The sequence below is a fragment of the uncultured Microscilla sp. genome, from assembly GCF_947493425.1.
In the GTDB taxonomy this organism is placed as follows: domain Bacteria; phylum Bacteroidota; class Bacteroidia; order Cytophagales; family Microscillaceae; genus Microscilla.
Genome location: NZ_CANLRP010000121.1, coordinates 1 through 25,993 on the forward strand (window position 1 = coordinate 1; position 25,993 = coordinate 25,993).

Annotated in this window: 19 protein-coding genes; 6 read left to right on the forward strand and 13 right to left on the reverse strand. The window is 38.9% G+C overall.

Going from position 1 to position 25,993, the window contains the following annotated elements; translation table 11 throughout:
• Nucleotides 1–413 precede the first annotated feature (413 nt).
• On the reverse strand, nt 414–1,895 hold the full coding sequence (gene miaB / locus Q0954_RS23945) for a tRNA (N6-isopentenyl adenosine(37)-C2)-methylthiotransferase MiaB (protein ID WP_299461230.1): 1,482 nt from the start codon (nt 1,893–1,895) through the stop codon (nt 414–416).
• Between the two features lie 356 nt (nt 1,896–2,251).
• On the opposite strand from miaB, the gene Q0954_RS23950 reads away from it, so the two are divergent.
• A complete protein-coding gene (locus tag Q0954_RS23950) occupies nt 2,252–4,054 on the forward strand; it encodes an ATP-binding protein (RefSeq protein WP_299461232.1) in 1,803 nt (600 codons plus the stop codon).
• 270 nt (nt 4,055–4,324) lie between these two features.
• Here the strand turns inward: Q0954_RS23950 and Q0954_RS23955 are convergent, their stop codons facing one another.
• From Q0954_RS23955 to Q0954_RS23970, 4 genes are all read right to left on the reverse strand, one after another.
• Nucleotides 4,325–4,618 carry a hypothetical protein gene (locus tag Q0954_RS23955; RefSeq protein ID WP_299461234.1) on the reverse strand — a complete coding sequence of 98 codons (294 nt, stop codon included), beginning with the start codon at nt 4,616–4,618 and terminating at the stop codon, nt 4,325–4,327.
• A gap of 184 nt (nt 4,619–4,802) precedes the next feature.
• Nucleotides 4,803–6,146 (reverse strand): S41 family peptidase, encoded by a 1,344-nt coding sequence (locus Q0954_RS23960; RefSeq protein WP_299461236.1) that lies wholly within the window; start codon nt 6,144–6,146, stop codon nt 4,803–4,805.
• Nucleotides 6,147–6,474: 328 nt separating this feature from the next.
• Nucleotides 6,475–7,422: a helix-turn-helix domain-containing protein gene (locus Q0954_RS23965; RefSeq protein ID WP_299461238.1), complete on the reverse strand. Its 948-nt coding sequence runs from the start codon at nt 7,420–7,422 to the stop codon at nt 6,475–6,477.
• A gap of 397 nt (nt 7,423–7,819) precedes the next feature.
• The gene (locus Q0954_RS23970; RefSeq protein ID WP_299461240.1) at nt 7,820–8,353 is read right to left on the reverse strand and encodes a hypothetical protein; all 534 of its coding nucleotides are present in this window, start codon (nt 8,351–8,353) and stop codon (nt 7,820–7,822) included.
• Nucleotides 8,354–8,681: 328 nt separating this feature from the next.
• On the opposite strand from Q0954_RS23970, the gene Q0954_RS23975 reads away from it, so the two are divergent.
• The 3 genes from Q0954_RS23975 (at nt 8,682) to Q0954_RS23985 (ending at nt 12,200) form a co-directional block, all read left to right on the forward strand.
• Nucleotides 8,682–9,200: a papain-like cysteine protease family protein gene (locus Q0954_RS23975; RefSeq protein WP_299461241.1), complete on the forward strand. Its 519-nt coding sequence runs from the start codon at nt 8,682–8,684 to the stop codon at nt 9,198–9,200.
• 668 nt (nt 9,201–9,868) lie between these two features.
• Complete coding sequence (locus Q0954_RS23980) at nt 9,869–10,510, forward strand: DnaJ domain-containing protein (protein ID WP_299461243.1); 642 nt, start codon at nt 9,869–9,871, stop codon at nt 10,508–10,510.
• A 118-nt stretch (nt 10,511–10,628) separates the two neighbouring features.
• Nucleotides 10,629–12,200, forward strand: a complete 1,572-nt coding sequence (locus tag Q0954_RS23985; RefSeq protein ID WP_299461245.1) for a S8 family serine peptidase — start codon at nt 10,629–10,631, stop codon at nt 12,198–12,200.
• Between the two features lie 86 nt (nt 12,201–12,286).
• Here Q0954_RS23985 and Q0954_RS23990 read toward each other — a convergent pair whose 3' ends face one another.
• On the reverse strand, nt 12,287–14,401 hold the full coding sequence (locus Q0954_RS23990) for a protein-arginine deiminase family protein (RefSeq protein ID WP_299461247.1): 2,115 nt from the start codon (nt 14,399–14,401) through the stop codon (nt 12,287–12,289).
• A gap of 155 nt (nt 14,402–14,556) precedes the next feature.
• Nucleotides 14,557–14,916, reverse strand: coding sequence for a hypothetical protein (locus tag Q0954_RS23995; protein ID WP_299461249.1), 360 nt, complete (start codon nt 14,914–14,916; stop codon nt 14,557–14,559).
• Nucleotides 14,917–15,418: 502 nt separating this feature from the next.
• Between Q0954_RS23995 and Q0954_RS24000 the strand changes: the two genes are divergently transcribed.
• Complete coding sequence (locus tag Q0954_RS24000; RefSeq protein WP_299461251.1) at nt 15,419–18,130, forward strand: CHAT domain-containing protein; 2,712 nt, start codon at nt 15,419–15,421, stop codon at nt 18,128–18,130.
• Between the two features lie 38 nt (nt 18,131–18,168).
• Here Q0954_RS24000 and Q0954_RS24005 read toward each other — a convergent pair whose 3' ends face one another.
• The 5 genes from Q0954_RS24005 to Q0954_RS24025 form a co-directional block, all read right to left on the reverse strand.
• On the reverse strand, nt 18,169–19,281 hold the full coding sequence (locus Q0954_RS24005) for a hybrid sensor histidine kinase/response regulator (protein WP_299461253.1): 1,113 nt from the start codon (nt 19,279–19,281) through the stop codon (nt 18,169–18,171).
• Between the two features lie 22 nt (nt 19,282–19,303).
• Nucleotides 19,304–19,807, reverse strand: a complete 504-nt coding sequence (locus tag Q0954_RS24010) for a response regulator (protein WP_299461255.1) — start codon at nt 19,805–19,807, stop codon at nt 19,304–19,306.
• A complete protein-coding gene (locus Q0954_RS24015) occupies nt 19,767–22,055 on the reverse strand; it encodes a PAS domain S-box protein (protein ID WP_299461257.1) in 2,289 nt (762 codons plus the stop codon). Before Q0954_RS24015 ends, Q0954_RS24010 begins: the two co-directional genes overlap by 41 nt.
• Before the next feature lie 28 nt (nt 22,056–22,083).
• Complete coding sequence (locus Q0954_RS24020; protein ID WP_299461258.1) at nt 22,084–22,848, reverse strand: ATP-binding protein; 765 nt, start codon at nt 22,846–22,848, stop codon at nt 22,084–22,086.
• Nucleotides 22,849–23,047: 199 nt separating this feature from the next.
• On the reverse strand, nt 23,048–23,461 hold the full coding sequence (locus tag Q0954_RS24025; protein ID WP_299461259.1) for a DUF1987 domain-containing protein: 414 nt from the start codon (nt 23,459–23,461) through the stop codon (nt 23,048–23,050).
• 646 nt (nt 23,462–24,107) lie between these two features.
• Here Q0954_RS24025 and Q0954_RS24030 point away from each other — a divergent pair.
• Nucleotides 24,108–24,797 (forward strand): hypothetical protein, encoded by a 690-nt coding sequence (locus tag Q0954_RS24030; RefSeq protein WP_299461260.1) that lies wholly within the window; start codon nt 24,108–24,110, stop codon nt 24,795–24,797.
• A 9-nt stretch (nt 24,798–24,806) separates the two neighbouring features.
• Here the strand turns inward: Q0954_RS24030 and Q0954_RS24035 are convergent, their stop codons facing one another.
• Nucleotides 24,807–25,826, reverse strand: a complete 1,020-nt coding sequence (locus Q0954_RS24035; protein WP_299461261.1) for an RNA ligase family protein — start codon at nt 25,824–25,826, stop codon at nt 24,807–24,809.
• Nucleotides 25,827–25,993 lie beyond the last annotated feature (167 nt).

Sequence of the window (25,993 nt, forward strand, 5' to 3'; positions counted from 1 at the left end):
GCTAATAGATTTTTTCGCAATACTAAAGTTCTGCACTGAAAGTGCAGGGTTTTAAACCCATTACTGAGACCAATAAAAAAACAAGCCGATTGATCGAGGTTCTACCCCCTATGGGTGTTTGAGTAAACATTACTAGCATAGACAATTGAAATTTAATATTTGCATCAAGTATTTTAAAAGCCTACTTGCCTATGCCTGCCAGGTTTCGAAAAACCTGGCAGGTATAAAATGCTATTTTATTAAAAATCTACTGACTGCACTACAAATGTTTACTCAAACACCTGTAGGTTATATAGGGTTAAAAATCAATGACTTATTCATCATACATTGTAGAAGGAAAACCAGTGTTACCAATCAAAACCAACAACAAGCAACCTACGTTATTGATTGCTTGTTGCCTTTTTATATGCTCGCTATACCGGGTCGCCAATAAGGGTTGCGGCTGAGCATTCTTTCACCATTACATTTACATAATCGCCTTTTTTATAATGTTTCTTAGGAAAGATCACCATCTTATTGGCGGTATTTCGTCCTTTGAGGTAGTCATCTGAACGCTTAGAGAAACCCTCTACCAATACTTTGTGTACCTTGCCTACATCTTGTTGATTTCGCTCAAGCGAGAGTTTTTGTTGTAGGGCAATAATTTCCTGCAAACGTTTTTTCTTGGCTTCCAATGGCACATCATCGTCCATTTTTTTGGCTGCGGGCGTGTTAGGGCGCTCTGAGTAGTAAAACATGTAAGAAAAATCATACTTTACTTCTTTCATTAAAGTAAGCGTATCTTGGTGTTCTTCGTCGGTTTCGGTACAAAAACCTGCAATCATATCGCTTGAGATACCACATTCTTCGCCCAAAATACGACGGATAGAAGCTACAATTTCCAGGTAACGCTCACGGGTATAGCCTCGGTTCATGGCGTCAAGTACCCGACTATTCCCACTTTGTACAGGCAGGTGAATATATTTGCATATATTTTCGTACTTAGCCATTGTATGCAACACATCTTCGGTAATGTCTTTGGGGTGAGAAGTAGAGAAACGGATGCGTAAGTCAGGGCTTACCAATGCCACTTTCTCCAACAAACCAGCAAAATCTACAATGTCTACTCCGGTAAGGTCTGCCCCTTTTTTTACCGCCTTTTTTTCGCCCAACAATGAAATCACGTCAGGGTTTGAGCTCCACAAATAAGAGTCTACATTTTGCCCCAGTAAAGTTACCTCCCGGTAGCCCTTATCGAACAGGTCTTGGGCTTCTTTAACTATAGAATAAGGGTCACGACTGCGTTCGCGTCCACGGGTAAATGGTACCACACAAAACGAACACATATTGTCACAACCACGCATAATAGATATAAAGGCAGTTACACCGTTTGAGTTGAGGCGTACCGGGGCGATATCGGCATAGGTTTCGTCTCTTGATAAAAACACATTGACTGCCTCTTGCCCCTCGTCTGCCTGCAACACCAACTGGGGCAAGTCACGGTATGAATCAGGGCCGGCAACAATATCTACCATCTGTTCTTCTTCGAGCAAACGTTTCTTTAGGCGCTCTGCCATACAGCCCAACACACCTACTACCATTCCTGGCTTTTTGTTTTTTATATGATTCAGGTTTCGCAACCTGTTACGTACTCTTTGTTCGGCGTTGTCTCTGATCGCACACGTATTGAGCAACACCACGTCAGCATTGTCTACTTCCGAAGTGGTGTCAAACCCATGTTCAGACATAATAGAGGCTACAATCTCGCTGTCTGAGAAGTTCATCTGACAACCATAACTCTCAATATACAACTTGCGGGTTTTGCCTGTGTTGCTTTCTTCACTAATTTTAACCTGCTCGTTGGCTTCCTTATCATCTGGTTTGAGTATTGCTATGTCTTTTATTATCTTTCGCATTTATTTTCTGTATTTTAGCATACAAAAGTAAAAACTTTGGGGATAAAATGACAAAATGTCAGTAAAAAAATCAGTGAGATACGAGATTATCTTCTATTGATACACTGCCTGTTTTGTTTATTCCAGAAAGTTATTGTCTAGGAATGCTCAACAATCAGGTATTTAATCGTTTATTGCTTAAATTCTTCAATTACTATTACATAATTTAACAAGTGTATTTCCAAACACTTTGGTTATACAACAAAAATAACCTATGCCACCAAACCCCGTTTTAACTAATCGATAGTTTTGGGTTATTGGCAAGCTTCATTTATTACAGGTTGTTTACTTTTTTTGATAATTCCCTAGCACCATCAATGAATTTTTTTAATCACTTATCTTTACGCCGTAAAGTAGTATCTATTAGCCTGATTGTAACCTTATTTGCCTTGGGGGTGGGTTTTGGGCTATTTCTTTGGCAATCTATCAGTTTGTTTGAGGGCAACCTCAAAGACAAGGTAATTGCCAATGCCTCATTAACGGCCTCTTTTTGCACTACCCCACTTGCTATTGACGACCGCAAAGGTTTACGTCATATTCTGACCAAGTTTAAAGATTTTCCAGAAGTTACTCAAGCCTGTATTTACAATCGTAGAGGGAAGATTTACGCTACTTATCGCCGAAAATCTACCGATCCTCACTCTTTTTCAGCTTTTCACAAACAACTCATCCCCAGTGCTCAATTCAAAGATGGTTTTCTGCACGTACACCAACCTGTGTTGTACAACAACCGTGACTACCTGGGGCTGGTATATCTCAAAGTGAGCACCCAGTATTTGCAACGCAAGGTAAACCAGGAGATGTTTATTCTTGGTGGTGTGTTAGTATTACTTTTGGTGGTATGTTACCTATTGGCGAGGTCGCTGCAGGGGGTGGTGTCTAATCCGGTAGAAGAACTTATTAAGATCATTGATCAAATTTCAGAAAAAGGAGATTATACTTTGCGTGCCCAAAGACAAAAAAGGGGAAACGACGAGATCACTAAATTATATGATCAGTTTAATCACATGCTGGAGCAAATAGAGTGGCGGCAACAACAAGAACAAAAAAGCCGCAAAAAATACCAGGGGTTGTTCCAAAACTCGGTCATTGGTATTGTAAGAGCTGACTTTAACTCAGGTGAGATGCTTGAGGCTAATCCGCGTTTTTGGGAAATAATGCAACTAAGCCCACGCACAAAGCTAGACAATGAGGTAGTTAATTATGTACAGGAAGATTTATCCCGGATAAAGACGCTGTTACTACAACAAGGGTTTATTAGGCAAGAAGAGGTACAGGTAACCCTCCAAAATCAACACAGTTTATGGCTTTCTATATCAGGCAGGCTCACTCCACAGCAACAGTTTGAAGGGGTGATTCAGGACATTACCTCACAAAAAGCACGGAGTATGGAGCTCAAGCAAGCAAATCACGAGTTAGATAATTTTGTATACCATGCCTCGCACGAGTTCAGGGCACCTTTGCGTTCTATTTTGGGTCTTGCCCATTTGATCAAGCAAGAGCAAGACCGAGAGCATATTATGCACTGTGTAGACTTGATTGTGCAAAGTACCCAAAGCCTGGATGAAGTAGTACAAAATGCTTTGGCGCTTACCAAAAACAAACGGGTAGACGGTACTTTTACGGCGATTCACTGGCAGGCTAAGCTACAAACATTTTTGGACAACCTGACGGATTTTAAAAATACAGATCGGATTAAGGTAGACTTAAAGGTTCAACAAAAGTCGGCATTCTACGCCGATTTGAGTCGCATCAACATTATTTTGGGAGAATTATTGACAAATTCCCTTCGGTTTACCCGCCACTTAGAACAACCGCTCATTTCGGTAGATGTAACTGTAGATGATTTTAAAGCAGTTCTTGTAATTCAAGACAATGGGGAGGGGATTCCAACACAAGAATTGCCCAAAATATTTGATATGTTTTATCGGGGGTCAGAAAGCTCACAAGGTTCGGGACTGGGGCTATATATTGTAAAAAATGCCGTACAAAAACTCAATGGACACATTTCGGTAGAATCTACTGTCCAACAAGGCACCACATTTAGGGTAGAAATACCCAACCAGGGCAAACCCAATACAATCACTGGCGCTAAAAAGATCAATGCTCCTCCGAATTAGATCAACACATACAAGTAAAATTTTATTTGCTGTTATCTTACGAGTAATTATCGATTTAATTAGCCAAACTTAGTAAAAGAGCAATTAGGCAGCATTTTTTTATTCTTTTCATTTCCTTGGCAAAGATGGGGTTATAATCCAGTCCTAAGTAACAAAGTTAACTAAGTCTAATCACTTCATTAGGTATTTTAAAAGAGCTTTACAAATAAAAAACCCTTTGATAACTCACTTATTATCAAAGGGTTGATATAGCATTTTTAAAAATAAAGTTTATGCCAAAAAAACATTTTCTAAAGCGGGCAACTGGGCATAAGGAAAAAAACCGTTGGGCAATGGAGTACTTTCAAACTTTTTTACTTTGCCTTTCAACAATTCGTTTTCTTGTTTCAATACTGCCAATTCACTCTCTAGCTTTACCATATTTTGCACCATAAACTGACTGAGTTTATTAAACTCTTTTTTCAGTTCATTCATTTCTTGCTTCAATATATTAGGCCGACTTGTTTTTTTTGGTTTAGACTCTACCTTCCACACCATTTCACGAGGCATATCATTCATGTCCATCTGTGTTAAAATTTTCTATTAAGAATATGTTGAATTGTTTATTATATGAGCAAATATACAGCTTAACGCCAATATAATAAACAAAAACACGCGTTTTTTAATTCAACTTCATCCTATTATTCAATACAATAGCAATAATGCTCAAAAACACATCAATTTTATCCCCACTTATTTGCTGATATTATCACTTGCTTACAATGCTGCCTTTTTTAGACAAGTCGCGATTGCCCTGCTCATACACCCCTTGCACGGCTATAGCATTGCCCTTTGCATCTTTTTTAAACGCTATTCTGAAGTAATCAATTCCCTCTACCGCAAACAGGGTTTGGGTAAGTGGGGTAAGTTTACGCATTTTCTTTGAAATAGAAGGGCGTTGGTAGTACAAGTTTCCTGCTTTAAAAATAATGCGGCGGTTGGTATAAGCTCCAGCGTAAGCTTTTAAGGTGGCTTTGTCTAGTTTTACTGGATGGGTTTTGGCTTCTAAGCCTTGAATAGCCCAATCTAAATTGGTAGCTTTGGGATTTTTGGCCTTCACAGCTTTCATAAGCTCAAGGTGGGCTTTGTCTAACGCCTGGCTTGCTGAAGTTTTGATATGCGGCACTACGCCTACACCTTCCCAGTTGGTTTTGGTAATAGGATTAATGGCACGTCCAGTGGGTACAAACATTATAAACAGGTTTTCTACAGAAAAACCTCCCCCTGGATTGGCCCCTCCTCCAGTGGTTTCGCCTACTATAGTAGCTCGTTGAAGGTTTTGCATATTATAGCTAAATTCTTCGGCCGCCGAAAATGTGTTGCTGCTAGTCAATATATACAAAGGTTTGTCAGGCATGCGTTGCCCTTTAAGCTCTTTCAATGTCCAAAACTCTTGAGTACGATTCTTTTTTCGCCAGTAGAGGCTATTGAGATGTACTGGCTTTTCGCCAAAAAAGTAACTGCAAATCAACTGAACCATGGCGGGGCTTCCTCCCCCATTTTGGCGCAAATCAATGATGATTCCCTCAGTATTTGCCAAAAAACCCATCGCGCTTGCCACAGTAGCTTCGGCTTTATCTTTGCGAAAAAAACCGGTTAAATTAATATAGCCTACATTGCCTGGCAATATTTCTACCTTCTTAAAACCATAATTTTGACTTCGGTTTCTGGCTTCGGCTGCCTTGATTGCCTCAGGGCTAGGTTTACGCTTCCCTTTGCTACTATTCATCTGTTTAGCACGTTTTGGGTTAAACCTCACCCTTATGTGTTTGTCTTTGCTTATTTTCAGCAAATCGCGGGTAAGCAAACTTCCAAAATCACGTGGATCATTGGCTTTGGCATACGCTTCATTTTTTTGTTGTTTTTCCAGATAAGCCGCCATCTGGTCTGCCACTTTCGGAAAAACGTAGTAATCTTTCATTAACTTACCAATGCTGGTCACTACTTTTTGTTTTTGCAATTTGCTTAATTTTTGGGCTTGCGCCTGACATGCAAAGGAGGTGAACACCGCTAGTGCCACCAACGAAAGGTTTAAAATATATTTTTTCATCATTTAAAAGGTTATATGTGTCAATAGTCTCAAATAAGCGCAAACTTCAAGCAACAAGCCACAAGTCCTTAGATACCGATGAAGATCGGTGCTATGCCCTGCTCCGGGAGTAGCACATTTCTCATATCACGCTGATTATTAACAATTTATAAAAACGTAATTAAAAAACGCCACTGCTTAGACTATTGATGGTATTATTATAATGCTCAAATATACCTTTTGTCTTGCTACCCAAGTTTTACAAAAATTGCTAATTACCCATACCCAAAAAACCTCTAGGCACAAAGCATAAGAAGCTTGAGTAAGCAGTCGTTTGGAGGCAAGCAGAAGTTTATGCTGACAACGAAGTAGCTTTTTGCTTTCGAAATTTACGCGGCGACATGCCAAACTGGGTAGTAAACAAGCGGCTAAAAGAACTGAGATTATCATAACCTACTTTGAGGCTTATTTGGCTTACGGGATAGTTGGTATGCACCAATAAACTTTGGGCATGCTGCAAGCGCACCTTGGTAAGCATTTGGTGGGGGGTAATGTTAAATATTTGCTTGAAGGTTCTTAAAAAATGAAAAGGCGCCAAACATGCCACCGAAGCAAGTTTATCTATGCTTAGGGGTTCGTCGTAGCAAGACAACAAATAGTCTTTGGCACGGCTTACTCTGCGGTAAGTTTCAAGCCGGGTAGAATAACGCACTGCCGACAATTGTTCGATGGTACTTTTTACCATGCGATGTTCTTTGAGTAACTCGTGCAACAACATATACAAGTACTCTTCCAATGCCATGCTGTGGGCATTGCCCTCCTTTAGGCAAAGCCTAATATGTTGAATCAATTGATAAATATAAGGGGTGATGTGGTAGAGTTTTTCAAAAAAATTGATGAATAAAGGCGTCTCTTTCTGATGACCGTCGTTGAGCAAAGCATCATCTGGCCTAAGTCTCGACTTGAGGGTATTGGTGACAAATTCGGGAGAAAAAAAAATCGTGAATGTCTCTACGTTTTCGTCCGAATTGATATAACTGGCATATTCCTGCCCTTCGTTGAGCAAAAGGTAGTGCTGGGGGCTTACTGCTACTCTATGGTTGTCAAACTCAAAATGTTCGCGCCCCTGAAAAGTACTCTTAAACGAAAAATGACCTGGGTGTAGGGCAAACTCATCCTGGGTAGAATTTACCAAAAACAATACGTTTTCTTTGCCAATGGCATTTGCAAAACGCTGATTGCTTTGGGGTTTATTGAGGTTAACAAAATAATCAAAAACTTCCATCTTCTGGTTCTCCATGCAGTGTTGCACTTTTATCGAATACAGGCTATACACAACACTTTTTGAAATAAAACGACTACACAAATACAACTTAACAAACTGAAAACCACTAACAAACAAGGCAGACAATACTTGTATTCGCTGTAAACTATTGAATAATTATAGCCTCTAAGGAATGGTACCAAAATAAATTTACATTCTTAACCTCATCTTTTGAGGCTATACTTTGTTAAAAAATAGCCGAATAGCGCTGCTATTAGCCAATTTTTTGCCGCGTCTAGCAACAAAATATTTTAGCGTTACTATAGAAATTTATTTTTACACCATTCCTAATATACTAAAAAGCACGTTTCGAAGATAAAATTTTACCCGTCAAAAACGCGCTTTTTAAGAAGTTTTAAGTTTTTCAACTCCCTCAATCTTTTTTTACCGGTCCACTGGGGGTAGCATCTTTGGCTTCGAGTACAATGCCCGACATATCTATTACCGCCCTTAACTTAAGTTTATCCTGGGTAATTTCTTCTATCTTAAAGATACGTTCTTTGCCACTGGGCGACACCATAATTACTTGTCTACCCTCTTCGGCAAGTTTCCAGCGACCTTCTTCGCTGATGGTTTCTTTTTTGAGCTGTACATTCATACTCTGGCTACCATCAGCTTTGAACACAATAGATGATTTTTCCATGCGGGCTTTTTGCTGGTCATCCATTGCGTTGGTTTGTTTACCTGGCGCAAGCACTGCTTTTACCTTCCATTCGTTTACAATCATTTTGGCTACTTTTGCCATACCAACAACCTCCACCGACGAATCGACCACTGTTTCTTTTTGGGTGGTATCAGGAGTTTTGGCAGGCAATGTATCTTTTTTGACGCTGTCTTTGGCAACATTTTGCTGCTCGTTTTTTACAGACTTACCTCCACAAGCAAACATGGATAATATGATTGACATGGAGACAAAAAACGTGTAATAACTATTCATCAGTTTATTTTATAATTTAGTATTTATTAGGGAAGCCCCTTGCAAGCAAAGGGAATGTTTAGATATTTTTTGTGGGCTGGTCAAGTTTTCTTTATACGCTAAGGCAGCTGGTGGTAACAATCTCTTTTGCAACTTATGCGTTGTATAACTGTTTTTACAAAAAACTATATTTGCTCTTTCGTTCAAATAACAATAAAATATGGTACAAAAAATATACTACTGTTTATCATTTTTCATTTTCATACACATTACAGCAAATGCGCAAGAATTATATTATGAGGGAGTTTCATCTAAAAAAATGAATTATACTGCCTCTGTCCAAAACAATACTCAATGGTGTTGGGCTGCTTCTATACAGATGGTACTCAAGTATTATGGAGTGTATGTTACACAAGAACAAATCGTTAAACGTTCGTTTGGAGTAAAACGCAATGGTCAATTGCCTAACCTGACTGCCAGCCCAGAACTCATTACTGCTAACCTCAACAAATGGGGGGTGGATAACCGTGGGCAACGCTACAGGGTACAAGCTACCTGGGGACGCAACGCCCCTCATCCCGATATGTTGCTCAAAGAAATGCGGGCAAAATATCCGGTCATTATTGGCTACGAAGGCGAAAACGGAGGGCACGCCGTAGTAATTACGGCAGTGGGTATATTAGATACTCAACAAGGACCTGCTATTGAAGAAATTGTGGTGAGAGATCCTTGGCCGTCGCGACGCAACCGCCAACGTAAAGGTAGAGTAGTGTACCCAGGAGCAGACCTTGCCAACCGAATAGGTGACTACTGGTTTATTAGGGTGCAGAAATATTAACAATAAGCTTAAAAAAACTACTAATGCATCACATAAGTAAATGCAACAAAAATTCTTTTGCAACATATTTGCATTTACATAAATATTGCGTATAATTGCAATGTGTAATATATACTTAAAGAATACTTCATAATTTTTTAAGATTTTAACAAAGAGGCTTCGGGTATTCCAAAGCCTTTTTTTTATTGGTGGCTTCAAATCAATGTCTCATCAATTTTCAGAATATGGCAAAATGACTGATTTTATCTTTTGCCAACGATTCACTGAACCCAACACTCCTCTCCCAATTGTCTTTGAAACCAGTAACACAAAGCATTCGAGACAAAGCTCACCTCAAAAATTTTTCTATCACTACTGTCAAAGGTGACTTTTTCATTTTAAGTTGATAAGATTTTTGGGGCATATTTCAGTAGTGATGGTAGGAGGATTGCCATTTTGACGCATTTATTCTTTACTTTCCTTATTTCACGATTTTTGTGTATCTTGCTATAGTAAGCTAGCTTGAAAAACAACAACTTGGTGGTTGTCATATCGTTAAAGAGCATACAATGACGCTATCTTACAATGTCTATGTGAGTAAGTGACAGCTTTTGTTCGCTAAAAAACCTTTTTGGTGACACAAGGCGAGTTTAACCGTTATATTAACCAAACAAACCTAAGAGAAGAATATGATCACACAAATTTTGCTCGAATTATTTAAAGCCATTGCTGACAAAACTGATATTGCTTTGCAAAAAATGTTGGGAGCTTTTGATGTTGATAAAAAACCCAATATTGATTTGGATGAATTTATGGATGAGCTTGAACTAGACGAAGAACAAAGGGTTAAATTCAGATCGGTTTACCAGGACTATTACGCCAACCCCGACAAAGAGGAATACGAGCCTTATAAATATAAATATGAACCTAAGTCAAACGATCCTTTCGATAAATTTGAAGCATATTCGCGAAAGTATGACGATTGGTTTAGTAAAGCTGAGAAAAAATACGACAAAGCTTACTCTGAATATCAAAAATACCGACAACAAGGGCAAAATTTTTATAATCAGCAAAAAAATGGAGGTAGCGGAGGTAGTGGCGGAGCCCGTGCTTCGGCATTTAGCGGCATAGATGAGTCTAAGTATTACCAAACTCTCGAACTTAAGCCAGGAGCTTCTTTTGAGGAGATCAAGAAGGCTTATAAAAAGGCGATGAAAAAGTATCATCCTGACCGTTTTCAAGACGATAGTAAACGCAAATATGCTGAAGACCTCTCTCGTAAAATTAATGAGGCGTATGCTTATTTTAAGAAAAAACATGGGAAGAGTTAACCCTGTTGATAGTGTTAAAATCGCTATAAGACTAACTTCACTTGCTGAAATTGCGTATATTAACCATTAAACCATAAGAGATAAAACTAAAGATTTCTCAACTTAACTTTAAAAACCTATGTTAGCATCATTGCATCCCATATTTTATATAGCCTTCTTGCTGTCTATTGTATGGTGGTTTTACAGCGTTTATAGTAAAAAAAGCCGCGCTGTACCCAACCTTACCTTCTGGAGTTCATCTATCATGTACGCCGTTAGTATGTATTTCAGCGACTTCTCTCTCTACCAAAAGTTATTAGGAATGCTTGCACCCGAAGCTGGGGCAGCCATTTTAGTATTTCTGATTGCCAACAACCTTAAACACACCCGTGCCTTCTTCCTTACGGCAATGGGGGTAGGCTTAGGAGGCTACCTCATTTACTCGGGCTTAGTACAAGAAGGAGTACTGTATGTAAAAAATAAATTTACAACAAGCACTCCTGCCAACAAAAACAAGCAAAATACTAAGCTAGACAGTAACGCAGAGTTATTGTTTGACATCAAAAGTGATGCTTTATTAGACAAAATAAAAAAAGCGCTAAAAGCCTATAACCTTAAGATTGAGAAAGCTTTTCCGAACCTAAAAAATGGCGAAGGTACTGAACTAGATGATTTTTACGCAGTAGATGTGCCCAATGATCAATTGGCAAACCTTGAAACAATTGTCAATAAATTAAATGCCACAGGTGCAGTAGATGCTATAGAATATAATGAAGTATACAGTCTAAGCCCCCTAGAACTAAAACAAACAAGTACTACCTCAAGCAAAGGAGACTATCTGGTGAATGATCCTGACATAGATAAACTGTGGGGGTTTGATAAGATGCAAGTGGCAGACTTGTACAAATACATGAAAGAAAACAAAATTAAGCCTAAGAAAAAGGTAAAGATTTTTATTCTGGATACTGGAGTCGATGCTGAACACGAAGACCTTAAAGGCAAATACAAGTCGGTAAGTTCTAAGTATGACTATGACAAACAAAGCCACGGTACACACTGTGCAGGGATTGCTGCTTCGGTGTCTAACAACAAAATAGGCATTGCTTCTTTGACCCCTAACAATGACTTTGTAACTGTAACCAGTGTAAAGGTATTGACTGACCAAGGTTGGGGAACTGATAAAATGATTGTAAACGGAATTATAGAAGCTGCCGACAATGGTGCTGATGTAATTTCAATGTCTTTGGGTGGTCCCTCGCGTGACAACAAACAAAGAGCTTACAAGCAGGCAGTGCAATATGCCAATCGTGCAGGTGCCATTGTAGTAGTGGCAGCTGGTAACGAATCGCAGAATGCTACTAAAGTAACACCAGCAAATGTAGAAGGTGTAATTACTGTATCGGCGATTGCTCAAAATATGGATATGGCAAGCTTCTCTAACTGGGTAAGTGACCTTAAAATGGGAATTGCGGCTCCTGGTGTAGATATTTTATCTACTGTACCTGGCAATAAGTACGCCTCTTATAGTGGCACTTCAATGGCTACGCCTTATGTGGCTGGTTTACTAGGTTTGATGAGGTCTATCAACCCTCAAATAAAAACCAAGGAGGCATATCAAATCCTAAGAAACACTGGAATAGATACTAAACAAACTGAAAAAACCGGTAAGTTTATTCAGCCCCTGGCAGTGCTCAAAGCCATACAAAAATAGAAAAACTCTAAACCCTTATATAAATAGATGATAAAAGCCATCCTGAATACTCAGGATGGCTTTTTTAGTGATTGCCCAATAGTATTTTATATATCGTGGGCATTGGGCGGCTTATATTTCCACCATTTTTTATTGGCAAAATAAGCCCGTTCTACATTGGTGGCACAATGAATGCCTCCTCCCCTTTTAAAATACAAGTCGGTATCGTCTACAAAGTATACTTGATGTCCAACGGCTTCCAATTCTGTTTTTAACTGATCTTCGAACAAGTACTGAATGTTATTAGGATCAAGGTCAAGGGTAAGCCCACCTGCCGAAGTTTTGACTGGACCATAAGATTTAGGAACAATGCTAAAAGAAGCTTCAGCCTCAGTGATCACAAGCTGGTTGACCATATTAGGCAATAAAGGCAATGCTCTACGATCGCTCTTTCTTTCTTTAAACAATACAGGTACATCAATGATGTCGTCTTCGGTGAGCCCTAATTCTTTTTTTAACAACTGTCGGTTCCAATCTAAAAAAAACTGAACACGGTGGTTGATTTCCCAGTAGTCGTACAGCCATTTTTTGAGTATGTCACGTGAGTCTTGTTTTTCTTGCTCAAAGGGCAAGTAAAACACTCGGTGAGTATCTGAGAAATACACATAAGAAAGTACGTCAATGGCTTTTTTAGAAGAGGCAATCAACATTTTAAATTTTTTGTCTGAAGACGGGTTGTGTGCAGGAACAAAATTGATAATTTCGTCTACGTGTCCTACCGCCAGCCAATCGCTGAAAACCTCAATGGGACTTTGTACCTTTTGGGCATGCAAAAAACCCTTAAGCTGATGGGCTATTTGTCGGGGCGAGTGTTTGAACCCTTGCTTGGGGCTGGCTCCCATAATAATTCTGCCAAAAGGGTACCCCTCAACAGGAGGGCTTACCTCTAGGTTGCCAAACGAATCGAGGGTGCTTTTTTTATTCCCTGCAATAGATACTTGCCCAAAATCTGCTTTTAGCAAATGTAACTGAGGGTATTTGTTTAACCCTCGGTCACGCGGACCATCACACACTACAGGCATCACTTGTTTTACCCCCTGGCAATATCCTATCACAAACTCATCCTGAATCCAGCGGTCGCCACCAAAGTTACTGGAGTCAGACACCACCAATTTATCGCCCAATATACCTCTTAGCTTTTTTATAAACTGATCGCTATTGGCGGCTTCGTCTGCGGTTTCAGAGTCCACGCGTATAATGTGTACTTTTTTGACTTCCTGGGTATTGGGCATCATCAGCCAGGGAGCTACCCGAACAATGAGGTGATCTTCAGCAATCACTCTTATTGGGGCTTCTTTTACTTTGCTTCCTTTGAGCTTTAACTTAATGGTAATGATGCCATCAAAAAAACTATTGGGCAAATGATTGGCTCGCAAGTAAAAACCTTGTGACTCTAGTGCAATCTTTGCCGAAGTTTTGTACACTTTATTTTGACTTTGAGCAGCTAACAAATTAGGAGGCTTTTCTTTGTCTGACCCCAATATCAATTGATAATCTTTGTTGTGCAAGGCATACAAACCAAAATAATGAGCATCTGAAAAGCTGGTTTCAAGGTACAGCTGTAAGTCAACACCTGGAGGCAAAGTTGCAAAGGGTAACACTACTTGCAATTGTACCAGTTCGGTGGCACCTCCTTGTGGGTTTTCCGAAAAGTCAAAGTCATCCTTATCTTGATCAAGATCAGCCAAAATAATGCCCCCCCATTGCTGGTTGCTTTGAGTCATTTCAGCGTCTTCACCGTTCGTTTTGCCCCAAATCCAGTGATACTTCCCTATAGAATGGTCTTTGGCATAAGGAGAGTCAAAGCATTGATTGTCGAGTTTTAGCTCAAGCCGAAATTGATATACTTGAAAAACTGTTTGGTATATAGTGGGGTCGTTGTGCAGTTGGTACTCAAACAAAATGGTGGCATGCTTTTTATCCGATTTGGGTACTATCCATAGTTCAGGCTCAAGAGAAAACGCTTCTGCCTTAAGTACCTCTTGAGCCTTTAGGGGTGTCCATTCATCTTGCAACTTACATTCTATTTCAAAATATTTGAGAGAAGTCTTCAGGACACATTGTTTAATTTTTTTGGGGGGCGTTACCAGTTTTATTCTTTTTCGCTGTTTTTTTTCAATTAACACTACTTCGGTATATTTTTTCACAAGTGTTTTATTCATTGAAGGTCATCGTTTACACGAAAGATTCTTTTGCCTGATGAATCTTTCTCAGGTGGATTGAAAATAAAAAGCCGAATGAAAGACCAAATGAATTGATGCCTATAGGATGTCCTGTCTGGTTGGGATAGTTGATGTGCGGGGGTACTAAGAAAAGTTTATGAATGTCGCTGCTCACGACAAATCAAGATTGCCGAAAAAGCCTCTATACCTTCTTTATCGCCTTCAGAAAAACGCCAATTGGTTTCTAGTAAAGTTTCATTTGAACGAGCCTCTGTAGCAGTTTTTTCGGGTTGAATCGTCAATGTTCTGCTCTTAACATCACAGCTTTCTACCAAAATCTCATCTTCGCTCACATCAAAATGTTTATGCAACAGGCACAAACCAAAACGATCGAGTTTTTGGTGTTTTTTTAGTACTTCACGCAGCTCCTCAAAACAAGCTATATCGTTGGGTTCTTGCCCCAAGGGTTTTACTTCATCTATATTTTGTAATGAATTAATTAAACTGTTTGACATAATTTTTATATGATTTTAAAGGTTAAAAAATAACTTTGCACTGTTTTTCAGTAATTTACCAAATAAACCCTTATCTTAAGTGAGTTTGCAAGCTTGCAAAACCTGAGATTAAGTAATGGACAAAAAATAATCCCCGAATCAAGTTCGGTTCACAACTCCGAGCTTGTTCTCGGAGGACTGTAAGCTTTCGATTTAGGAAATGACCTTTATTACTAATACTTTGTTACCCCAGCAGTTCCGCCGGGACTGTAAGTTTTTATTGCTCGTAACGCTGCCCCGAATCAAGTTCGGGGTTCAAGCTCTACGAATGCAAAAAATGCCTCGCCTCAGTGGTAAATCTCTATCTCCAAATGGATACCTTATTTTTCAACCATTACTAAATAATTTTAAAAAAATTTCTACCCAAAAAATCATCAGCGATCGCTTTATAAAATACAGCATCATTTGCTTTTTCTCTTGGCTGCTCCTGAGTTGTGTACAGGATGGCTCCCAAGAGCAACCAATGGAACTTATAACGCACCATATCCGGGCAAACCAACTCTACCAATCAAAGCAATACGCCCAAAGTCTGACAGCCTATCAACAAGCCGTAAAAATTTATCAGACACAAAACCAATGGCAAAAAGTATGGCAGTGCAATAATCGTATTGTGCAATGTTATACACAAAACGCTGCTTTTAACCAGGCATTGGCATTGGCAAAAAAAAACCTGGAGTTGTGTCATCAAAAACGCTACAGTTTGCCCGACTTCATCATCTGTAAAGCCGCTACTCAAAAGCTGATTGCTCAAATTTTCAGCAAAACTTTTCACTATAGTAAGGCCACCAAAACGTTTGAGCAAGTATTAAAAGTTTACCTACAACATACCGACAAATATTTTTCTGAAACTGCACAAGTATACAATGCCTTGGGTCACCTATACCTAAAAAAAATGGCGTATGGCACTGCCTTTGAGTACCACCAAAAAGCGTTGGCGTTGCTTCAGCAACACTTGAATACAGCTAATAAAAAGGCCTTGCAACCTATGATTGCCCAAACCTATAATAGTATAGGCATGACTTATGGCGAACAAGGAGATTTTGATACAGCCATTGGTTATTATCAAAAGTCACTAAAGTTGAAAATAAAGGCCTTTGGTGATAATGAACACGCAGATTTGGCTGCTCCTTACAATAACATTGGTATCAACTACTACCTAAAGGGAGAATATGAGACAGCTCAAAAGTATTTGCTCAAGGCAATTGAAATAAGGGAAAGAGTGATGGGAAAGGGATTTCATACTGTAGCAGGGTTTTATAATAACCTGGCACACATATACTTAGACAAAAAAGAGTATCGGTTGAGTCTAAAATACTTTAATGCCGCACTTCATATCAGACAAAAAAACCAAGGGCTCAAAAACCCTTTGGTGGCACAGTCTTATATTTTTTTGGGCAATGTATACACTGCACTTAAGCAACCTAAGCAAGCGCTCAAATACTACCATAAATCTCTTTATATCAATAGCAAACAACGCCAAGTGCCTCTTGATCAACTCAAACTTGCACACTTTACCCATCATCGCTTTTTATTTGAGGCACTAGGCAAGTTGTCTACCCTTATGCATGGGCAAGCCTTGGCTCAAGAAAAGCAGGTAGGGCTTATCAGTACATTGGCTTTTATTAAAAACAATGTGGCACTGCTTGATACTTATATTCGAACACTGTATAACAAAAAAGATAAAATTATTTTTAACAAGCAGCTGACTCTGTTTTGCACACAGGCAATAGATATTTTGTATCAAATGGCAAAACTTGCCCCTGCACGCAGGCAATTATACCAAAACGAAGCTTTTTACTTTGCCGAAAGAAACAAAGCCAGTGTGTTATCGGCATCGCTGGCCGAGGTTGACGCCCGTAGGTTTGCAGACATTCCGCTCGATTTATTAAATCAGGAACAGGCGCTCAGGCAAAAAGTACATTTTTATAATAGTAAGCTTTTAAAAAGTACAGGTAAACAGCAACAAACCTATTTGAATGCCTCTTTTGAAGCCAAGCGTAAGTATGAGCAGTTTGTCCGGCGTCTTGAAAAAAATTACCCGAAATATTACCATTTAAAGTATAAACGAACAGTAGCAAGTGCCAAAGATGTACAACAAGTCATACAACCTCACGAGGCTTTGTTACAATACATTACTGGGCCTACCCGGTCTTATGTATTTGTAATTACCCAACAAAACGCTCGCCTGATAGCAATAGCACCCACAAAAAAGCTTTTACCTATCATTAAAGCATATTACAGAAAGCTACAGGGTGGTTACCCTATCGGGGAATTCTCTCAGGCAAGCTACCAGGCTTATCAAGCATTGATGGCTCCTTTGCAACCTTACCTCAGCCAAAAGACCAGGCTGACAGTTATTCCGGACTGGCGTCTTGCTAAACTACCCTTGGGTGCCCTGATCACTCAATTGCCAAGGCAACCTGATTTATTAGCTTATTCACAATTGCAGTACTTGATTAAAGACTATGAAATAAACTGCCATTATTCAGCGTCTATATGGATCAATCGCCCCAAAGCGTGTGCTGTAAAGTCATTGGATTTTGTTGCTTTTGCCCCTTTTAGCGAAGGAACGGGGCAGGTGCTCACCACACGTTTTATGGGCAATGCTTTGCCTGCCAGCAAAATTGAGGTAAATACAGTACTGAATATGTTTAAGCAAGAGAAAATGTTTGCCCAAGCATATCTTTCGGAAGAAGCCAGCAAAAAATCTTTTCTGGCAAAGAGCTCTAGAGCACGTATAGTCCACATTGCCAGCCACAGTATATATGATCGTACCAATGAAAAGCTTGCCCGCATTTACTTTTCCAAGACCAGGAAAAACGGTAAAGAAGAAGATAATTATTTGTTGATAGGGGACATTTATAACTTAAGTCTTTGTGCCGATTTGGTAGTACTAAGCAGTTGCGAATCGGGCTTAGGCAAGTCATACAAAGGCGAAGGGATGATGTCGCTTACTCGAAGTTTTTTATATGCAGGCGCTCGCAACATTGTGTTTTCGCTGTGGCGAGTCAATGATCGACAGACCAAAAACCTGATGATTAGGTTTTACAAAGCAATTGTTCAACAAAAAATGGAGTTTGCCCAGGCTTTGCAACAGGCCAAACAGGAGATTATAGCCCAACAAAAGCACTTGCACCCAAAAGACTGGAGTGGTTTTGCCATTGTAGGTCATTAACTTCTTAGGTAAAAACCAAAACCTTTATTTATTAAAGTCTATGAGTAACCAAAGGAAGCCAGTTTTTTAGTATTGATGCTGTTGTCAACAACGCAAGGAAAACTAATATAAATCTCGGTACCTACACCTACAATACTCGATATAGCCACTTGTCCGCCTAATTTCTCCACTGCAGTTTTCACTATATACAAGCCCAGCCCATTGCCTGTAGATTGCTCATTTCCTCGATAAAACATTTGAAAAACCTTGGGTAAAACAGATACAGGTATACCCACGCCATTATCTTTAAGTACCAACTCTATATGTGTTGCATTTTTGTCATAAATCAACTCAATCACTAAAGCACGGGCAGGAGACCTATAATGTATTGCGTTGGTCACGATATGTTCAACCACCGTATTTAACAAAAACTTGTCTGTATAAATAACATCCTCTTGCTCAAGGTTTAAGTTCCACTCTACCTCACCTACCTGATAATTTTTTTGAAGTTTTTTCTTGCACTGATCAAATACTTCTGCAAGCGACACTATTTCTGGCTGGGGCACAATCTCCCTAATAGCAAATATTTGCAAAAGTTGAGTAAGTGTGGCATCCATTTTTCTAACATTGCGTGCCAAATGGTCTAAGTAATCAAACTGTTGTAAGGTTGTTTGATCTGCATAAGCTATTTGAACCAAGCCTAACAAAGACGCAATGGGTCCTCTGAGGTCGTGATAACAACGGTAGATAAAAGTCATGAAATCGCTTTCCAGATTTTTATGTTGTTGCCTGTTTCTGGCTTCTTTTACTTCTCGCTGTACTACTGGAATAAGCCTTGCCAGGTTATCTTTCATCAAATAATCGGCAGCTCCTTCTTTCATTGCCAAAATAGCCTCTTCTATTTTGATAGTGCCTGACACAATAATAAAAGGCATATCAGCATTGATCTGTTTGGTTATTTTTAAGGCATCTAAAGCGTTCAGCTGGGGTAATGAGTTGTCACTGATTACAATATCCCAGTTTTTTGTGTACAGTTCCTGTTTTAACTCTTCAACGTTTTCGACACAAGTACCATACTTCCATAAACCATGCTTTTTTAGGTTTCTTTGCAACAAGACGTAATCATCTTCTACGTCTTCTATCACTAGTATATTTAAAGGATTATGTTTCATTTTTGTACGCTTATAAGTTAGTTTATATATCAGGAACTCCTGCTACTGCCGCAGGATATGGTTTGTTTAATGCCAACCAATAAGTACCTAAATATTCAATCAATTTGATAAACTGAGTTAAATCCATCGGCTTTTGAACATAACTATGTGCCCCCAGTTGATAACTTAAAGCAATATCTTTTTCATTGTCGGATGTAGTAAGTACAATGATAGGGCAGTGCACAGGTTTTCCATATTGTTGCAATGCCGCCAAGACATCGATCCCTCCCATGATTGGCAAGTTTAAATCAAGTAAAATAAGTGCTGGCAAAAACTTTAGTTCTCCGTTTTTACCCAGTAAATAATCCAAGCCTTCTCTGCCATTTTTAGCTACTATCAACTTATTGGTAATGTTCTGCTTTTTTAGTGCCCTTTTGGTTAATAATACATCGTCTTCGTTATCTTCAATAAGTAATATTTCTCTTGTTACCATTACCAATCTTTTTTTATGCTTGTGTATCCAATGTAAAATAAAATGTTGCTCCATTGTTAGGGCTGCTTTCTGCCCATATCTTTCCTCTATGCTTCATAATGATTCTCTTTACAGTAGCCAGCCCTACGCCCATTCCTTCAAACTCTTGGGTAGAATGCAATCTCTGAAAAGCCCCAAACAACTTATTTGCATGGCTCATGTCAAACCCTACACCTTGGTCTGCTACATAATAAACCTTGTTTGCTATTTCGCCAAACTCTATCACTGGGTGATGTGTTTTCGAGCTATACTTCATGGCGTTGTCGAGTAAGTTTTCCAAGACAATTTTAAGCAAACCTAAGTCAGCCTTTGTCTTTACATTAGGAGCTATCTTATAACAATAGCTTTGTTGAGGAAAAGCTTCTTGAAGATCCAGCGCAATATTTTTTACCAATTCTGACAAATTCACTTCTTCCCGAATAACCCCTCGTCTACCTATTCGGGATAAGTACAACAGGCTGTCAATCAACTCACTCATACGTTTGCTTGCCTTCGTAATACGGTGAAGAAAATCCTTGCCTATATCATCTAGTGTCTCATCATAATCTTCTTCCAAAGCCTGGGCAAAACCTAAAATACTTCGCAAAGGTGTACGCAAATCGTGCGACACCGAATAATTAAAAGATTCCAGCTCTTCATTTACCGAAAGTAACTCTTGGGTACGCTGCACAACTTTTTCGTCTAAAAACTTATTGAGCTCTATCAACTCTTGTTCCTTATGTTTTCTTTGGGTAATATCCTGTATCTGTGCAATAAAAAATGAAGTTGAACCATCATTTACCAGAGATGACACCAAGTGAGTCCAAATAATGCTGCCATCTTTATGGTAATAGCGCTTATCAAACTCACATTTACTCCGTATTCCATTTTTAACTTCCTGAAACTGGGTAAGTCCTTCAGAGAGGTCATTTACATGGGTAATAGTAGCAAAATCAAGGCTTAATAACTCTTTTCTCGAATACCCCAACATTCGACATAGACTGTGATTTACTTTGATGAACCTACCTTGCAAGTCTACCAATGCCATCCCAATAGCCGCTTCATTAAAAGCAGCCTTAAACTTTGCTTCACTTTGTTGAAGTTGAATTTCTATTTGTTTTCTGAATGTAATGTCCTCGGTAAACATGATAATGCCTCCCACTTGACCGTTTTCTGTATACCAAGGGTGTATTTCATAACGTAACCACTGGGTTTGGCCATTATTCCTTAAAAAAGGATCTTCTTCCATTTTTATCACTTCACCATTCAAGCAACGCTGATGAATTGCCAACCATTCGGGCATTTGCAAAATTTCGGGGAATATGTCATAGTGCTTTTTTCCAATGATAGTGGTATTTACAAGTTGATAGTCTTTGTACCAGCGATGGCTCGCCTGAAGGTAACATAGATCTTGGTCAAACATAGCAATTGCTACAGGCGTATGCTTAATAAAGATCTCTAGTTGGGTTTTGACATTGTGTTTTTCTTGTTCAAGCGCCAGTTGCTTAGTAATGTCTATGCAGGTTCCAATCATATTGACTGGGTTGTCTTCTGTATCATATATAGCAGTACCCTTGGCCATTATATTTTTTATATTTCCCTGCTGGTCTACTGCTCTATAACTTATATCATATTTAGTTTTATTTTCTAAAGCTACTTGAAGCGCATCTGCTACCCTGTCTTGGTCGTCAGTGTGCAAACGGTCAGTAAAATCACTCAAGCTATTTTGAAAAACATCTTCTGGCCAGTCAAATATTTGGTGCATGTGCTGATTCCATTGCAAATTACTTTCACCTAGATTCCATTCCCAAATACCCACCTCACCCGCCTCAATAGCAAGTTCAAACTTGTCTTGAATATGCCTTAGCGCTTCTTCGGTGGTTCGTTGTTTGTCAATATCCTGAAAAAGCCCTTGCAAAGCTATAACCTTCCCGTTTTCTATAACAGGTATTCCAATAGCCCTTACCCATTTCACTACATTTTTGGCAGTAATTAATTGAAGCTCAAGGTCATAAGACTCTTTTTCATGAATGGCTAACTCTACTGCTTTTTCAATAATTGGGCGTGATTTAGGATGGTAAAAATTGAGACCTTCTTCGAGCAAGATAGGAGTACCCAGGGGTACCTGATGAATACGGTATACCTCTTCTGACCAGAACACTTCCAACGGATTGAGGTTTACTTCCCATACACCAATTTTGGCCATCGTCTGAAGCTTCTCAAACAAATGCCCCAAATGACGTTGGGTCGATAGGTCACTAATATTGAAAGATAAAGACTCCATAAGTTTGTGAATATAAATCGGCTTAAAATTAAGTTTGGGGCTGCAAAAATATGCAGAATGTACTGCCAACTTCAGGGGCTGTTTCCATTTCTATTCTCCCCCCTCTTAGCTCCAGAAACTCTTTGACAAGGTACAACCCCAACCCATGACCTTCCTGGTTTGTATCCAGTTGGGTGCATTTGTCAAGCATAGAAGGGCTGTCGCTATTCAAATGCATTCCTTGTCCATTGTCTTGTACCTTTAGGCAGACATATTTTCCTTCAAAATTACTGGAAACATTGATTTGTGGGTAACGATTTGGGTGGCGGTATTTGATGGCATTATGTATCAGATTATATAATATACTCTGAAGTTCGAGGGGTTGATAAAATATAGAAGGAGCTTTTGTAAAATCAGCTTGTATGCTCACATTGTAATAGGAGATAATACCCTTTAACAGCACCAAAATATCTGCCATGACCTTTTCTAGTTCAACCGCAATAGTTAGACTATTGCCTTCATTGCTTTTGTTAACGGTAAGGTTATACCTAACCAATACTTCCATTTGGCTAATGGATCTTTTGAGGTGCTGCACCACTTCATCTGTATCGTCAAGGTTGCACATCGAGAGTAATACTTGTTGATTGCGTAAAGGACCTTTTAAGTCATGCGCCAATTGGTAATGCTGATTTTGCAAAAAATTATTTTGATCCTTTAGCTTGGCATTTTCTTCCCTAAGCTCTGTATTGAGTAGTTTTACTTTTTCGTACGCCGATACAATGTTTAAAGAGTCACTTGTTGAAATAGATATCATAACTTTTACTGATTAAAACTTGAAAAACATTTTAATATCAAATTATTTAAAGTAGCATCAGTTTTTCATCAAAAAAGGCAAATATTAGCCATTTGATGATAATCAAGTACTTGAAAGGCATGAATAGGTTTCGATTGAAGTTTTAGAAGTACAAAACGTTTCTGTATATGAGACAGTAGATCGAGCAAGATAGTGATACTTAACCATTGGTGTTTAGCCCAAAAGAATGTACCCCTCTTGGGTATTCTAATAAAATGAATGGTAATTGAATAAACTGATCTTGATAAAATTCTCCACTCTCTTCTAGTTCATCATCATCATAGTACCAGATGACTTGCTTCAGTAATCCTTTGTTGGCATGAAGTCGTTCTAATATTTGAAGTATTTCAAGAAATGCAAAACGAGTGCGGGTGTTAAAGTAAGTCATGCGAAAAATGAATGTAACATCATCTTGTACTTCTTCAACATATTGTTGTAGCCAATCCAATACTTTCCTATAAAACTCTTCGTGGTGTTCATGGTATGATTCACCAGATATTTCGAGGGTATGATTTGTTGCATTAAAAGATACAAATGGAGTATCTTTTTGGGGATAGATAATTAGGTTTTGCATAATTTAAGTAGAATGTATAAGTTGTTAGCACTATTTGCTAATAGTATATACTTACTTACGGCTAAGTAAAGATACTTGGCCTGGTTGTTCGGTAGATGTTAATATTTTATCGGTAAATATGTAATATAATCACGAAATATGTAAATTATATTTGGCATTTATGTGTAAGACTTCTCCGTTCTTAAGTATAAATACCTACTTTATATCACAAAAGTTTATTTTTACAGCACTTTATTTTCCCATAATTTATTTATTAAAATAAATAAAAATCATTACATGTGTTATAATTATTCTTTTCAATAAAAAAACACTGACCTAAATACTATAAAGCTTGCTTACAAAAAATGAACATTGTACGCCAAAGCAGCCCCTTTCAGCCTTAGCATCTTCGCCCGCTAAATCCTTATCCTGATGTGAATACACCTTATGAAGCGAAAAAGTGGCTTTATAAAAATACCCTGTCACATAATACTACAAACCATTGCAGGTGTCTCCTTGAACCTCCATTATTTTTTTAGCCATCTATTGGTTTTTACCAATGAAAATTTGTACTTTATAAAACAACGACTATTCTAAATATCCCAATAACACCAACGGTTTAAAGACCAAGTTACACGTGCAATATTAACCAAATCAACTTGACATTATGAACGATTTAGACCAACAAAACCTAGAACTATGGCAAACATATACAGGCAATTCAGAAAGACAGTTTTGGCAACACTATGAGCTGCTCAAACAACAGGCAAGTATTGCCCGACAACACGCCTTTATACAACAAGCCAGGGTGATCAAACGTAGCCGTTCTTTTGCCTCTACCCTGGTGATTGCTCCCCATCTGAAGCCCCAACTTGACCAAATAATTAAACATAAAAAACCTAGCTCCACCCCTTTGGTGTTGGGCATAAGTGGCATGTTGCTCACCTTGCCTTTTATGTTAGATAAGTCTGCTATACTTTTATTGGTGTGTTTGTCCTCTGTCGTTTTTATGGGTTCATTGGGGATACTGATATATGGCGCAAAAAGCTACCAAAAACACACAAAACTGCAAAAGTTGATGCACGCTGTACTAGAGGTAGATGAAGAGTATATTTCGGGGGTATATGACCAGGGAGCAATAGAAGCGGTCAGATTTTCTGAGATCACTACTATAGGTACCGAAGACTTTGGGCTCGTGCTCAAAACTAAAGGTAAAAACAAGCAAGAACGTAGTGCATTGATTGTCCCTTTTGCCATTGAACAGTTTGACAAACTCAAAGAACACTTATTTAAACAAGTAAGACGAAACAATCAATTTGTACCTGAACACCAAACTCTTAACGTGCTCAGGGCATAATACAGCCTGCTAAAACAACTGCTCAATAGCCTGGGTAACCTCAGCGTTTACCTGGGCTTGCTCTTTAGGAGTGAGCTGAAAATACCTGTTACTGTATTGTTCCCAAAATGCCTCCCATACATCTGCCTCCATATCTGTCTTTACCTGCTCTTTTTGTGCAGCATCTGCCAGGTTCACTATTCCTATTTTAGAATATACATTTTGTAGGCGGTTTTTATTTACCAATTGGTGTACAGCCTGCATTAGCTCCACTAATACAGTACTTTCTCCCGCTTTTCCTGCCCATTTTTTGGCTTGTTGGTAACGAATATCTTCGCCAAACTTTTCTATTTTCTTTTTAATCACTGGGCGCATCCAGCCCTTGGCAGTATCCATCAACAACGAGGTAACAGGTTTTATTACCACACCTTCGGCAAGGTTGGGTGTAGGCAAAGCAGGCAAACCCAATAGCCCTGCAATGGTACTCTCAAACTCTATAGCATAATTTTGAACTTCGCTAAAAGTGCCCACCAATAACGCAGGCACATAAGACAACCCCACTGTATCACAGGTTTGTCTCATTGTATCAAAATCTACAAAATAAGAGGAAGTATCAGTAATGCGCACCAGGTCGAACACCCAAAAACGTACTTCAGGGCAATAATATACGCCTGTTTGAATGGCTTGTACACCTGCTACAGCCATAACATCTGGATGAGGATACTCCCCACCAAACAACTCCCCATATACGGCTACCGCTACAGTATCGGCGTGTTGCTTCTTGAGTTCTACAAAAACTTGTGCCACCTGTGCCGTCAAGTGGTTACGGAGAGAGTGATAACCAAAAAAATTCTCTTCTTCATCGAGCACTGCTTTGCGTTTGGCAAATTGAGTTTCTTCGCCATTGCTCAATACACAAAAGTTGGCGCCATGTATTTTTTCAGTCACTACCCAATCTGTTTTTTTAAACAAACGATAGTCAGCTTCGCTCAACTGAAATGCATCAAAACTTTCGGGGATTTTTGGATAACTCTGAAATAGGTGTTTCATAAGTAGTTGCAAGCTATTAGTTTCAAGCGACATCAAGTCACTAATAATCAACACCTTGCGTAAATTTGTTGTGTAAAACTAATTTTGTCTTAAGTAGCAGCAAGTCCTTAGATACCGATGAATATCGGTGCAATTAGCTATAAGCTACAAGCAAAGATAACTCTCTC